General features: G+C 59.8%; 9 protein-coding genes and 1 pseudogene. 4 read left to right on the forward strand and 6 right to left on the reverse strand.

What is annotated here, in order from left to right:
• Window positions 1-297: 297 nt before the first annotated feature.
• A complete protein-coding gene (locus NKH49_RS23560; protein ID WP_352928123.1) occupies window positions 298-1,755 on the forward strand; it encodes an NAD-dependent succinate-semialdehyde dehydrogenase in 1,458 nt (485 codons plus the stop codon).
• A gap of 147 nt (window positions 1,756-1,902) precedes the next feature.
• Here the strand turns inward: NKH49_RS23560 and NKH49_RS23565 are convergent, their stop codons facing one another.
• The 6 genes from NKH49_RS23565 to NKH49_RS23590 form a co-directional block, all read right to left on the reverse strand.
• Complete coding sequence (locus NKH49_RS23565; RefSeq protein WP_352928048.1) at window positions 1,903-2,274, reverse strand: hypothetical protein; 372 nt, start codon at window positions 2,272-2,274, stop codon at window positions 1,903-1,905.
• A gap of 304 nt (window positions 2,275-2,578) precedes the next feature.
• Window positions 2,579-4,933 (reverse strand): class I tRNA ligase family protein, encoded by a 2,355-nt coding sequence (locus tag NKH49_RS23570; protein WP_352928126.1) that lies wholly within the window; start codon window positions 4,931-4,933, stop codon window positions 2,579-2,581.
• On the reverse strand, window positions 4,911-5,690 hold the full coding sequence (locus tag NKH49_RS23575) for a phytanoyl-CoA dioxygenase family protein (RefSeq protein ID WP_352928051.1): 780 nt from the start codon (window positions 5,688-5,690) through the stop codon (window positions 4,911-4,913). The genes NKH49_RS23570 and NKH49_RS23575 overlap by 23 nt, the downstream gene beginning before the upstream one ends.
• A 499-nt stretch (window positions 5,691-6,189) precedes the next feature.
• Window positions 6,190-7,494, reverse strand: coding sequence for a lysine N(6)-hydroxylase/L-ornithine N(5)-oxygenase family protein (locus tag NKH49_RS23580; protein ID WP_352928054.1), 1,305 nt, complete (start codon window positions 7,492-7,494; stop codon window positions 6,190-6,192).
• Between the two features lie 245 nt (window positions 7,495-7,739).
• Entirely contained in the window at window positions 7,740-7,889 is a 150-nt protein-coding gene (locus NKH49_RS23585) for an iron-sulfur cluster assembly accessory protein (RefSeq protein ID WP_352928057.1), read from the reverse strand.
• A gap of 714 nt (window positions 7,890-8,603) precedes the next feature.
• Complete coding sequence (locus NKH49_RS23590) at window positions 8,604-8,732, reverse strand: hypothetical protein (protein ID WP_352928060.1); 129 nt, start codon at window positions 8,730-8,732, stop codon at window positions 8,604-8,606.
• 323 nt (window positions 8,733-9,055) lie between these two features.
• On the opposite strand from NKH49_RS23590, the gene NKH49_RS23595 reads away from it, so the two are divergent.
• The 3 genes and pseudogenes from NKH49_RS23595 (at window position 9,056) to NKH49_RS23605 (ending at window position 13,147) form a co-directional block, all read left to right on the forward strand.
• Complete coding sequence (locus NKH49_RS23595; protein WP_352928064.1) at window positions 9,056-11,146, forward strand: prolyl oligopeptidase family serine peptidase; 2,091 nt, start codon at window positions 9,056-9,058, stop codon at window positions 11,144-11,146.
• A gap of 167 nt (window positions 11,147-11,313) precedes the next feature.
• Window positions 11,314-12,009, forward strand: coding sequence for an OmpW/AlkL family protein (locus tag NKH49_RS23600; RefSeq protein WP_502907923.1), 696 nt, complete (start codon window positions 11,314-11,316; stop codon window positions 12,007-12,009).
• Between the two features lie 428 nt (window positions 12,010-12,437).
• Window positions 12,438-13,147: pseudogene (locus NKH49_RS23605) on the forward strand (IS5 family transposase).
• The last annotated feature ends 152 nt before the right edge of the window (window positions 13,148-13,299 follow it).

A 13,299-nucleotide genomic window follows, 5' to 3' on the forward strand; every position in this document is an offset into this window, starting at 1 on the left:
TCTCTTCGAGTGGATAGAGTCGCCGATTCGTGGTCCGCAGATTGTAGGCGCAGTCCACCAGGATCCACTCCGCGCGGCTGGCGAAGCCGATGTCCGTTGTTCAATCGTTCGACTAGTAGAACCGCGAGGCATCTTCTAGCGTATTCAGGTATTCTCCCTTTCCAGTTGGGTACCGTGGTCTACCAGCTGTCTGGCCGAGGCCCTATAAGGAACCCGGACGTCGCGGAGTACACACCGCACCTGCTATATATACCTGCTGCGTTGAGGAGGAATCCGGTATTGCCCCTGTGCCTGCCGATGATCCGTCACCTGAGATCCCCCGACCTGTTTGGACTCATTGATCGCCTGCCGGCACTTGGCACGCGGATTAGCGAGCGGACATTCGAGGTCCTCAACCCGTCGACTGGCGAAGTGCTGGCAGAACTACCCGACATGGGTGTCGAGGAGACATGCGCTGCGATCGACAAGGCCTATGTCGCGCAGCCTGGATGGGCAGGGTTGACCGCACGTGAGCGCAGCGACGTTCTATGGCGATGGCATCAGTTGATCATCGACCACGCCGACGATCTCGCCGCGATTCTCACCGCGGAGATGGGCAAGCCGCTTGCCGAAGCCAAGTCGGAGATATCGCATGCTGCGGCGTATCTGCAATGGTACGCCGAGGAGGCCAATCGCGTCTATGGCGAGACGATCTCCGCACCATCGATCGACCGCCGAATGCTGGTAATCAAGCAGCCCATCGGAGTTGTTGGCACGATAACGCCATGGAATTTCCCGGCCTCGATGGTGGCGCGCAAAATCTCGCCAGCCTTGGCGGCGGGCTGCACGATTGTCCTCAAGCCCGCTGAACAGACGCCGCTCGTGGCGGGAGCAATGTTCGCCCTCGCCCAGCAGGCTGGCTTTCCCGAAGGCGTCGTCAACCTGATCTATGCGTCCGAAGGTGACGCGGTCGGCCGCGAACTTTGTACCAATCCCAAGGTCCGCAAGATTAGCTTCACCGGGTCGACTGAGATCGGGCGCCTTCTCATGCGCCAGTGCTCGGACCAGATCAAAAAAGTCAGCCTTGAGCTCGGCGGCAATGCACCTTTCATCGTCTTCGATGATGCCGATATCGATGCCGCGGTTGACGGTGCGATCCAGGCGAAGTTCCGCAATGCCGGCCAGACCTGCGTTTCGGCGAACCGCCTTTACGTCCAGTCGGGCGTTCACGACGAGTTCGTCGAGAAATTCGTGCAACGGGCTCGCCAACTTCAAGTTGGTGACGGTTTCGCTTCCGGAGTGGACATCGGACCGCTCATCGACAAGCACGCTTTGGCCAAGATCGAATCCCATATTGCCGATGCCGTCGCCAAAGGCGGCGCAATTCGATGCGGGGGCAAACGCATCGGCACGAATGGCACGTTTTTCGAACCGACAGTCCTGACCGGTGTCTCCAGCGAGATGACCGTCGCGCAAGAAGAGACATTCGGGCCGCTGGCACCGATTATTCGCTTCAAAGATGCGGATCAGGTCGTGCGTGAGGCCAACGACACGATCTACGGCCTCGCGGCCTACTTTTATGCCTCCAACCTGAAGCGTGTCTGGCGTGTGGCCGAGGCCTTGGAATATGGAATGGTCGGGGTAAATACCGGCCGGATGTCTTCGGAAGCGGCGCCGTTCGGTGGGATAAAACAGTCCGGCATCGGGCGGGAAGGATCCCGCCATGGCCTCCAGGACTACCTCGAAATGAAATATCTCTGTATGGGCGGCATCTGAATTTTCGGCTTGCAGGGTTCACAGACCGGGTAACCTGGCGAGCGATCTCCAAATATGTGAATTGTAGGATCGCTCCTCGATTGGGAACTGAGGGGCGGCTCCGTACCCGACCAAACACGCAATCCTGAAGGAGCACCCTGGCTGGACTTATCTCTCGACGAGACAAGCGTCTGCATTGTCGGCGAAGACGGCGTGGATGTGACGGAAGATACGCTTGCGAGGGATATGGCGGCCCTCGCCGACTATCTTCAGGCGACGGGCTGTCGTTGCGCGGGTCTGGTTGGAAGCTTGTGCACCATCGTGAACGCTGGTTGTGCGCAATATCCGGTTTCTGGGGCAGAATTTTGAACCTGCTACCCGTCCGATGCAGTAGCTCAGTTGTTCTTCGGCCGACTGCCGCGCCGGTACAGGCTCGGACAGAATCGAAGATACCATCGGGCAGGCATTCGCATTCGACATTTCCGGTGATCGGCGCACGATCCAGGGCGCGCCAGGTTGACCAAGCGCCTCGAACCGCATGACAGTCTTGACCGGCTGGAGGACGGAAATCCCGCGATGCCGAAGAGGTTGGTCAGCACAGTCGAGCCCACACGGCATTTGCGGCACGAAACAGCAAGGGCTGGGAAGCGATCGGCCGAGCGGTCTTCGAAGGCGCGGGCCAGGGTGTCGACGATGCGTTGGTTCAGGTCCGCCAATCTGGTCTCTGCCGTCTGATAGCGGCTTCGGTCGCCAGTGACAGCGAGTAAAGATATTTGGCATCATCGGCTTTGATTGCCGCGCAGATCTGGTCGAGATTGGGATAGCTCACTGTGCACCTTTGGGCTCATAGTGCTTCCTCCTCATCGAGATGAGGATTGCCGGATTTGGCGTAGAACACCAACACGGCTCCGAGATCAAAGCTCGTCCCGGGCGCAAGGCGCTGGACGGACCGGGGCCATGTTTCGGTTGAGACGCCATCGATGCCTCGCACCAGCGTTCTGGCGAATCGGGGCATCAGCGGAGCGAGTGTCGGTGCCAGGATCGCAGCGGCCGTGGTCTGAAGGGCTAGCGAAGTCCGATTGCGGGCAGGATAGAAACGTCGCGCCGCCGCATAGTCTTGCGCCCGACGGTAGATCACGCAATCGCGCACGAAATCGCAAACCTGAGCGGCCGCGCGCCGGACCGAGAAGCCTTCGTCCGAATAGGCGCGCTCCATCGCCGCGCGATAGATCTCTATCCGAGCAAAGAAGGCGCGGTCGACCGGGCTCCAGTCGCCTGCATCGGGTACACGGCCGGCAAAATCCTGCATGATTTCCTGGTTCAACGCATCGAGCCAGTTCAGCCAAATCCCTTGGAACACCTCGTTCTCGGTGCGGCGCAGCGCGTCTAGCGTGAAATCCGTCCGCTCACCTTCCGGGCGTGTCAGGCCCAAATGGAGGCGCACAACGTCGACTGTCTTTGGGCTCAGAACCTCCTTGCCCCAGACCGCATGACGGCAGCTGGTTGAGAACTTCTTGCCGTCGAGCAGGTAGAACTCGTTGACGTGATAGTGGATGCGTGGCGTCCAGTGGGAGAAGACCTCAGCGTAAAGAGCGGGGTAGAGTAGCGCGTGGTAGAACGAATTGTCGAAGCCGAAGAAATGGACAATCCGCCAGTCGTTGCCGGGCATCTCCGCCTTCCAGTCGCGACCCAGCAAGCGGCCGAGCGCCTGGATGTTGTAAAGAAAACCGAAGGCCATTTCCGGCCAGACCCAGATCACTTGCCCCGGGAATCCTTCGGCCGGCAGGCCCCAGTCCGAGGGGTGGGTAATGGGCACTGAAAAGTTGCCGCGTCGGCGTAGGCGCGCGAAGAGATCCAAGATCCGTAGCGGGACGCCCGACGCCCTTAGATGCCGGTCGATATTGTCGTAGCATCGGTCCAAGGCAAGTTCCGGGCGGCGGACGGAGCCGACCAGCGGCGCCTCGGCAGATTGCCGTGACCGGGCTGCACGCAGGTCGTGGCAGAGGTTTGGGGCGCCGCATTCCTCGCAGATGTTGCCACCAGCGGAGCCGCCGCAATCGGGGCAGAGGCCGCTAACATCCGGCTCGTAAAGATAATGGCCTGTCACAGCATCGAAAAGCGCGGGGCTCTGGCGCAGATCTACCGCCGTGCTGCTCAGAAGGCTGCGGAAACACGCGGCTTGAAACTCGCCGTAACCGTCATCGCCCATTGTGGGTTGGAAGCTGTGGACGTCACAATCGAGAAGTGCAAGCGTGGCGCGAATCTCGTCGGCGTAGTAGCGCGCCACGTTTGCGGGCGTCGATTGATCGGCATCGGCGCGTGTCGTGACGTAGCTCTGGTTGTCATCGCTTCCAGTGAGATGATAGGCTTCGACCCCTTTCATGCGCAGGAAACGCGTGTAGACGTCGGCGCCAAAATAGGGGCCAGAAAGATGCCCCAGATGCAGATCGCCATTTGGCGTTGGCGGCGTGGAGAAGACGAAGATCGGCCCGCAGGGAGCCGTGACCGTTGCAGCGACATGATGAGCGGCATCGTCGTCTCGCCAGTAGACATCGACGAAATCTAGGTCTTCGTCCCCATCGTTGTGCAGCACATGCGCTTCAAAAGGGTGGAACAGAACGACATCGCCCGCCTCGACCGAGATTTCCCCAAGGTCGGTCCTGACCTTGCCCGATCCTGACAGGATCACGAAGGCCTCGATTTCGTCGTGCCGATGGGGCTCGGATGTAACGCCCGGTGCCACCCTACCGAACGAAAACCCCGAGCCGGCGCTTCCCGTTCCAAGCGTGGCCATGTCGATACCGAACGCCTGCGACAGCTCCGTTCGAGAAAACGTGTATTTGCGCATGACAACGAACCTAAGCTGTTGAAGCCGTGGGATCTTCGGCTGCCAACGCAACAGCCTCCCGTGCAATTCGTGGAGAGAAACGGCCCGACCCGGTTGGCGGCCCCGGCCAGGATAATGCAGCTCTGGGCCGCCAGGCGGGCGACGAGGGGGCGCCAGTCGGGCTGTAGGCGTCATAGAAGACCGCCCTGCGACCACCTCCACAATCCGAAGCGTCGTAACGGGCTGCGGTCGATGCTCCGCGAGCCCGCAAATCAGAACGCCATACTCTCCGCGCATTTTTGAGCGGTCGATCAGTTTCGTGTGCATGCCTCCGCCTGGCTGCGTGAGCTCAATCGCGATAGAAAATGCCATTTGGGGGCTTGAGTTTGTCGAGATCGGCCACTTTGCCCTCGGGCGGGTTAAGGGCGCGCTTAAGCACGTTATATTCAGCGCGGGTCGGTCCACCGGTTGAAGCACGCTGGAACACCAAATAGAGTGTCCGCCGCGAACGATTGCTTTTGTTCGGTCGTGAGTAGTGCGGTGCATAATCGTCGAAGATGAAGATGTCGCCAGCCTTCCATACTACGGGTTCCCAGGAGAACATTTCGGCGACTTGAGGATCGATCACCCCACCGGCATCCATGGGAAACACCCCCTTCTTGTGGTTGCCGGGGCTGAAGAAAAGCCCGCCGTTTTCCGGGTCGGAGTCGTCGATGCCTATGGCAACCACCGCATGGACCATCCGGTCGGGGAGTTTGTGTGGAATGTGATAAATGTCTTGATGCGGGAGATAGCCGCCGCTGTCGGGGTAGTGGAAAATCAGCAACTCCTTGAGCCTGCGTGAATCTTCGCCAAGCAAATCCTCGACAGCTGACTTTATGCGCTGATCTTCTAAGAGCAAACGACGCAATGGATCATGGAAGTCGAGAAAATTCTCGATCTTGGAAATGATCTTTCGATTGTCCGTCGTCTTCTCGAACCACATGAGCCATTTATCATCGCTGACATCCCAGCGTGACATATCTTCGACAAAAGTAGAGATATCTTCCTGAACCGCTGGAGCGAAGAACCTTTCGAGCCTGACGTATCCGTGTTTCTGCCACTTTTCTCTTTGTGCATCAGTCAACATGCGAAAAGCCTCCTGTTGGAAAGAGTGGTTGGTCGGACATCCCAATTAGGGCAGTCGGGCGCCGGTCAAGTCCACGGAGACGGACTCACGTCATGTGGGACGGCGATGCTAGGTGCGTTCCGCTCCGGCGGATATTGTCCGCAGAAGCTCGGCGCGAGACTGCCTATGTCAGGCTCAGCCGGGTGCAGGGGTTCCGTAAACTGAGCCGGATCAGTCGCTTCACCCGGTCCAGCCACGACACGCATCGCTAAAGGCCGGCACCATCCGCTGACCGCCGACCCAGCCATGGCCGCCAAGGCCACGGCGCTCTTTCGAGTGAGCGACCTGGTACGGTCTTGACGACCGTAGGGGAAATGCACGCCCCCAGAATAATGCGATGCGCCGCTTGGTCCAAGGGCTTGTTCGGTCACGATGATTTCGGAGAAGCCTCCGGCCTTCGCGGCAGCGGAGGCGGATGTCATTCCTAGGATGCTACCGTCGATCATCAAAAGTCTACGAGTCATATCCCGCTGCCCATTTCTTCGGCTGCGGGGGCGGGCCAGCTCTCGATCGAGGTATGGCTGATGAAGCCAGGATGCTCGGGGTTCGCGCATGGCGCGCGCCCAAGAAGGCTATCGAGGATGCGGCGCGCGCGCCAGGCCAGCAGGCTTAGGTTCGGATCGGCCAGGCCGCGCTGCCCGAGGCTCGCGTTTTGTACGAAGATGCGTCTGTCACGCGGTCCGTCCCAGCTCACCGAAAAATCCTCGCGAATAGCTAATTCATTGTCGATCTGCTCCAGCCGGTGCGCGATGGGTTCCAAGAAGTCTGGCACCGCGTTCTCGTAACCGGTGGCCAGGATGACGATGTCAGCCGTGACTTCTTCGACCTCGTCCATGCCGTGCTGCAGGGTCAGCCTGTGACCCGGTCCGGCGTTGATGCAGTGCGAGACGGTGCAGCCCGGCCGCAGTGTGATGTCGCATCGGTTTGGCTCGACAAATGCGTGGCGGTACAGCGCCTGATAGATCGCGCGCAACGTACTTTCCGAAATGCCGTCCGAGGCAAGCACGAAACGCCGCAGGAGCAGCTTGCGCTGCGACTCGCTCATCGCCGCGAAACGATCCGAAAAGCAGGGCATGAACAACTCGTTTGTGAACGGGCTGTTGTCGAGAGGCAGGTAGTTCTCACGCTGCGAGACCCAAGTGATCGAGGCAGGCCGCCGTTCTTTTGGCAGGCCGACAAGGTGCAACATCACCTCGGCTCCCGACTGGCCTCCGCCGACCACGCAGACATGCTTTCTCCGCACCTCAGGATGCATGTGCAGTAAAACAGATGAGTGGAACAGGTTGCGTCCAGTCCAGCCCTGAAACTGAGCCGGAATTTGCGCCTGCTTGCCAATGCCAACCACGACGTTTCTGGCGCCGAGAACCGCCTTATCCGTCCGCACCCGAAACTCGCCGTCAAAGCGGATTTCGCGCACCGTCTCGCCGCCACGCACAAGCGGGTTCCTGTGGAAGGCCCAGTTCAGATATTGTTCGAACTCAACTCTGAGCACGGCTTCGAACTGTGCGTTCAGGAAGTGATACAGACGCCCGTTCTCGTGCAGGAAGTTTACGAAAGTGTAGGCTGATCGCGGATTCACCAGCGTGACCAGATCCTTGAAGTGGCTGACTTGGAGCTCCGAGGAATCGAATGCGATGCCTGGATGCCAGCGGAAGTCGACCTGCCGATCCAGGAACAGTGCCCCTTGCCCAACTTGCTCGTGTATCTGACACGCAAGGCTCAAATTAGACGGCCCAGCACCGACCCCAACGCAAGATAACTCCACTTGCTTTCCTCCTATAGAGTCTTCCCGCTAGGCGGCTTGTTCGCGGCGAATATGGCGATAGCCATTGGGCCCCCTCGCGGACGTTTTCGAGCCCCGGTCCCGACCGGGTTTGCGGGAATTTGTCCGCGGTCGGGTCGCCGAATGTAGACCCCAGCATTCCAGCGCGGTGACAATCGACGGGTCATGCCGGCGACGTGGGGCAACGACGTATGTCCTTTCCACCCGTCTGGATGCCCGCCTCGCCGTCACGCGAGACGCTTTCCAAGCCCATTAAGGTGTTTGAAGCCGGCGCAATCACCCGCCTCAACCATGACGCGCCGGCCTTTCGGCGGCTTGATGGCAGGCGAGAGCGCGGTTTTCACTGCGGCGACGGCATTTTTCGTGCGCATGATCATGGACGACGTCTCGCTGATGCGTTCGCCGAGTCCCATGCATGGGCCGTGCCAGAAGGAAAATCTATTAAACAATGGGTTCGCGGAATTGCGGTCCTGTCGGAAATCCGACATTGAGGGGGACGCCTCAGGGCGGGGCCCGATTTGCACGTCGATGTCACCTTTTCCGAATAGCTAATCGCGCACCTTCTGCACCAGAATACTTCTCTTATGGAGACCAGCAGGAAGTCTTCATGAACGGACAGTGCAGAACCTTGGAACCTTGTGCCTCTGCCGGACAGATCGCGATTTGCCTTCTCCCATCGAGGTCGGCAGTGCAAGAGCTGCCAGATCCTTCGGCCTGTCGTGCCGTTCACTGGCTCGATCCCAACATCCTCGGAGCCCGCGATCATGAAGAGTGGCGCACTCTCATGTCAGTCGCGAGGGCCTCTCTAATAGGGAAGCTTCTCTATGTTGGTGTCGGATCGATGCTCTTGATGAGGGTGGGACTGGCGCATGCCCAGAGCGCATCAATGATGCGCGATCTGGGACCTCACCAACTGGATGGTCGAATCTCTGTAAAGATCTCGGGAAGAGAATTGCTTATGACCACTCTGCCGGTTCCAAAAACACGTGCGCAATTCGGTCCCTGCGACTCAATCCAGGCGGAGGGATGAGGGCGCAAAGCAGTCTTTTGCGCGCCCCCGGCAGGCCAGGATGAAGCCATCGTAAACGCAGTTATTCGCTGATCGTCGCCGCGGAGTCCTCAGGATGTGCCGCGCCCGACGCCGGCGACACATAGTGGTCGTCGATCGCCCCGTCACCGATGTCGATCCGAAGCTCGGCCAGTTTCGCGGTGAGCTTCACTGCTTATTCCGCGGTGTCGACCGAGCTGGCACAGGAGGTTCTATCAGGCGGTCAGGGCTGCATTCGTTGTCGAATCTTCGACGAAGTCGCACAGGTGACACAGCGCCATCATGGTGATCGCATTGTTTTGAAACGATTTTCTTATTTGGCACGACACCTGCACGGTAGTCCGCAAAACGCGCTGCGGCACGACAGAGGAGAAATCGTCCCATGATAATGCTCGCCGAGCATGCGGTCGCAACCCCGAAAACGGAGCTTTCCCGGGCCGACGGAAGACTTTGCGCCTGTTTTCCAGGCGACATCACTCCTCGGGTTAAGCGGACATGACCGAATTTGATTTCCGCCCAACACTGAATGCGCCCGACGATGACCCCCATCTTTGGCTTGAAGATGTAGAAGGTGAACAGGCACTTGCGTGGACCGCCAGCCAGTCGGCAAAGACCCTGAAGCACTTTGGTGGAACGCAGTTCGAGCGGGACCGGGCGGCACTGACGGCGATTTTCGACCGTCCCGACGGGGTTCCCCTGGTCATGCGCCGCGGTCAGTATCTCTACAATTTCTGGCAGGATGCCGGAAATCCCCGCGGGGTGTGGCGCCGGACCACCCTTTCCGTCTACGTGAAGGCGGATCCGCAGTGGGAGCTACTGCTCGATCTGGACTTCCTCGCCGCGAGAGACGGAGAGGACTGGATCTGGGGCGGCGCGTCGATCGAGCCCGAGAGACGGGAAAGAGCCGTTCTGCGCCTGTCGCGCGGCGGCAGCGACGCGGTCGTGCATCGCGAATTCGACTTGAGCTCTCTGAGCTTTGTCGCCGACGGTTTCAATCTCCCGGAGGCCAAGGGCAACATTGACTGGCTCGACTCCAACACGCTTCTGCTTTCCAGTGCGCTTGGTGATGGCATGGCCACCCGCTCCGGCTTCGCGCGCACCGTGCGGCTGTGGAAGCGTGGCGCGGATCCCCTGACGGCCCCGGTAATCTTCGCGACCGGTTCCGAAACCCTCAGTGTGTCTGGCCATCTGGACCGCACCACCGAGAGCGAGCGCATATGGTTTGTCGAGCAGTTGGCCTGCTTCGAGAAGCAAGTCCGCATGGGCGATAGAGGCGGGCCGACGGTTGAGATCGACCTTCCTCGGGACGCCTGGTGGAGTGTCTTCGGCGACTGGCTGGCGGTAAAGCCGCGCAAAGCATGGACGGTTGCCGGGACGACCTATGACGCCGACGCGCTGATCGGCATCTCGCTTTCCTCCTTTCTGGCCGGCGAGCGCGGATTTAGTACCCTGTTTGAACCAGCCGAAAGGCGTTCCCTGCAGTCATTCTTCTGGAATGAGGGGAAGCTCGTCAGTTGCTACTTCAGCAACCTCGTTCCGCGATTCGAGATGTTCACCCCCGGTCCCCAGGAATGGACGCGCCGAACCCTGGACACTGTGCCCGGCGCGAACAATGTTCAACTCTGGTCACTCGACGCAGAAGGTCACGACACCAATGGAGAGGTCCTGGTCTGGGCTCAGGATCCGATCACGCCGCCGCAGCTTTCACTATTCGATCTCAATGCCGCGCCGCCTCTCAGCGCTTCACTAATCCTGAAGCGCAACCCGGAGAATTTCGACGCATCCGGACTGGTGGTCACGCGCCACGAGGCGGTCTCGACCGATGGTGAGATGATTCGCTATACGCAGGTCGGTCCGGCTGACGGGAACGGGGATGCCCCGGTTCACCTCACCGCCTATGGCGGGTTCGGCATGTCGCTCCTGCCCTCCTACAATTCCTCGCTCGGCAAGCTGTGGCTCGAAGGCGGCGGCAAGTGTGTGGTGGCGAACATCCGCGGGGGTGGCGAGTTCGGCACCCGTTGGCACGAGGCCGGGCGCAGGGAGGGCAAACGTCTCGCCCATGATGATTCCGCCGCCGTTGCCGCCGACCTCGTGCGAAGAGGCATTACGCTGCCGAGGCGGATTGCCGCCCAGGGCGGCTCAAATGGCGGCCTTCTGATCGCCAATATGCTTACCCGGTATCCTGAGCGCTTCGGCGCGCTGTTCTGCACAGTCCCGCTTATCGATATGCGCCGCTACACCAACCTTTTGGCGGGCGCGAGCTGGATTGACGAATATGGCGATCCCGACAAGCCGAAGGAATGGATTTTCCTAAAGGAAATCTCCGCTTATCACGCCGCGGCGCCTGGACAGCCCTATCCGCCTATCCTGCTCGCCACCACGAAGCGGGATGACCGCGTCCATCCGGGCCACGCGCGTAAGATGGCCGCGAAGCTGCAGGCTCTTGGCTATCCGGCCTACTTTTACGAGCCCAGCGCGGGCGGGCACGGCTACGGCAAGGACAACCGGGAGCGGGCCGCATTCATTGCCCTTGGCACCAATTTCCTTCGCAGCGCGATCGGCTGGCAATCCGGTGGCGTTCGGTAGGTGGGCGGGCCCGAACAAGAGCAACTTCGATGATTGCGAGCACCGCTAAATAATGTGAGCACAGATTCCACGCAAGAGGAGGATAAGAGCTCCGTCAACCTCAAGTAATTCTAGCAGGATTAGTCATAGTGCAGTGTATCATTTCTGAAGAGCAAGGAGAGAACATCATGGCGAAAAAGCGAATGGGCGTGGCGCGGGGCGTAACAGCGGCCGTCATCCTCATGGTGGTGGGACAGCAGGCCGTCGCGGCGGACCTTGCGCGAGCGGCGAGCGTCCCGCAGGCAGAAGCCTCGGTCACGGAAGCGCCAAGCCCTTGGCAGATCCGCCTACGTGCGTTGGGGGTCATCACTAAGGATTCGGGCTACGTCAATGCGGTGCCCGGCTCCGATCTTTCGTATTCGAACACCGTGACGCCGGAACTCGACATCTCCTATTTCTTCACGGACAACATCGCCGCCGAGCTCATCCTCGGCACCACCTATGCTAACATCGGGGGCCAAGGTACGATCGGCGGGCTGGGCAATATCGGCAAGGTTTGGCTGCTGCCACCTACGCTCACATTGCAGTATCATTTTACCAATTTCGGTGCGTTCAAGCCCTATGTCGGCGCCGGCGTGAACTACACGATCTTCTATAACCAGGATGCCGGCAGCGCCGATGCTCTCAAGGTTAAGAACACGTTCGGCACCGCGCTGCAGGTCGGCTTCGACTACATGGTGGATCAGCACTGGGGCGTCAACTTCGACGTGAAGAAGCTCTTCCTGAAGCCAGACTTCGACGTCACGGTGGACGGCGCGAAGCTGACGGGGAAGGCCGCTCTCGATCCCTGGTTGATAGGCGCAGGTGTCACCTACCGCTTCTGACAACGGAAGGCGAATGCCGGTTGTTGAAGCCCCGACCACGAAGTAAGCGCTGGTCTGGGCAGCCGATACGAATAATGAAGGGCGCCTCGTGCGCCCTTATATCTCCAAAGCCGTAACGCTCAGGAAAGGTGTGATTGGAGAGACGTGTCTTCACATCTAGTGCAGCAACACTCAACGGCAGCACCATTAAGCCCGATCCGATTGCTTTCGGCTCGCCGGCTGATAGTGAAGATTGGCTCGGCACTGATCGCCGATGCAGAAACCGGAGAGATACGCGGTCCTTGGCTTCAGACGCTAGGCCGTGGTGACGATTTAACGGATGGGGGATTCCGCTGAAGGCGCAAATCAGATTCAACGCTGATTTTTGGAGATCAGCGATGGACTGCGATGCGCTTCGGGACGACCAATGGGAACGGATCAAGGGGTTTATGCCCGGCGGCACGAAGGGCAAGCGTGGTCCGCGCACGGACAACCGGCGATTTCTGGACGCGCTGCTGTGGATGGCCCGCTCGGGTGGTCGGTGGCGCGACCTGCCCGAACGGCTTGGCGACTACCGCTCGGTGAAGCGGCGCTACTATCGCTGGATCGAAATGGGGGTTCTCGACGACATGCTTGCGGTGCTGGCGCGGGAAGCCGACCTGGAATGGCTGATGATCGACTCGACCATAGTGCGGGCCCATCAACACGCCGCCGGCGCGCGCCGATCAAAAGGGGGGCGGATGCCCAGGGCCTGGGCCGGTCTCGCGGCGGCCTGAGCACCAAGATCCATGCTGCAGGCGATGCGCTCGGCAATCCGGTCCGCCTGATCGCGAGCCCCGGACAACGCAACGACATCGCCTTCGCGCATGAACTGATCGACGGCTTCGAGGCGGGATGCGCCATTGCCGACAAGGGCTATGACGCCAACCATCTCATCGACAGGATCGCCAGGATGCAAGCCGCCATCGTCATACCGCCGAAGAAAAACCGAAAAGATCAGCGCTGCTACGACGCCGATCTCTATAAGGAGCGCAACATCATCGAGCGCTTCTTCAACAAACTCAAACAGTTCCGCCGCGTCGCCACCCGCTACGACAAGCTGCTCACCAACTTCATAGGCTTCGTCAAACTCGCCGCTATCGCTATCTGGCTCAGATAGTTAAATCGTCACCACGGCCTAATAGAGGATGTCGTCCGATTTTTCGCGCGCGGGCAGCAGGTGATCATCGTCACCTCTGGTGCTGTCGCGGTCGGCTCAAGTCACTTCAACCAATCTGGACAGATCTCTGCGAGTTGAGAGAAGCAAACGGC

The sequence above is a fragment of the Mesorhizobium sp. M1088 genome, assembly GCF_040318575.1.
Classification (GTDB): Bacteria; Pseudomonadota; Alphaproteobacteria; order Rhizobiales; family Rhizobiaceae; genus Mesorhizobium.

What these genes read in the sequence shown, in the direction of transcription:
- NKH49_RS23560 (WP_352928123.1), top strand. Translation starts at nt 298, where the DNA reads ATGATCCGTCACCTGAGATCCCCCGACCTGTTTGGACTCATTGATCGC.
- NKH49_RS23565 (WP_352928048.1), bottom strand. Translation starts at nt 2,274, where the DNA reads ATGCGGTTCGAGGCGCTTGGTCAACCTGGCGCGCCCTGGATCGTGCGC.
- NKH49_RS23570 (WP_352928126.1), bottom strand. Translation starts at nt 4,933, where the DNA reads ATGGCATTTTCTATCGCGATTGAGCTCACGCAGCCAGGCGGAGGCATG.
- NKH49_RS23575 (WP_352928051.1), bottom strand. Translation starts at nt 5,690, where the DNA reads ATGTTGACTGATGCACAAAGAGAAAAGTGGCAGAAACACGGATACGTC.
- NKH49_RS23585 (WP_352928057.1), bottom strand. Translation starts at nt 7,889, where the DNA reads ATGATCATGCGCACGAAAAATGCCGTCGCCGCAGTGAAAACCGCGCTC.
- NKH49_RS23595 (WP_352928064.1), top strand. Translation starts at nt 9,056, where the DNA reads ATGACCGAATTTGATTTCCGCCCAACACTGAATGCGCCCGACGATGAC.
- NKH49_RS23600 (WP_502907923.1), top strand. Translation starts at nt 11,314, where the DNA reads ATGGCGAAAAAGCGAATGGGCGTGGCGCGGGGCGTAACAGCGGCCGTC.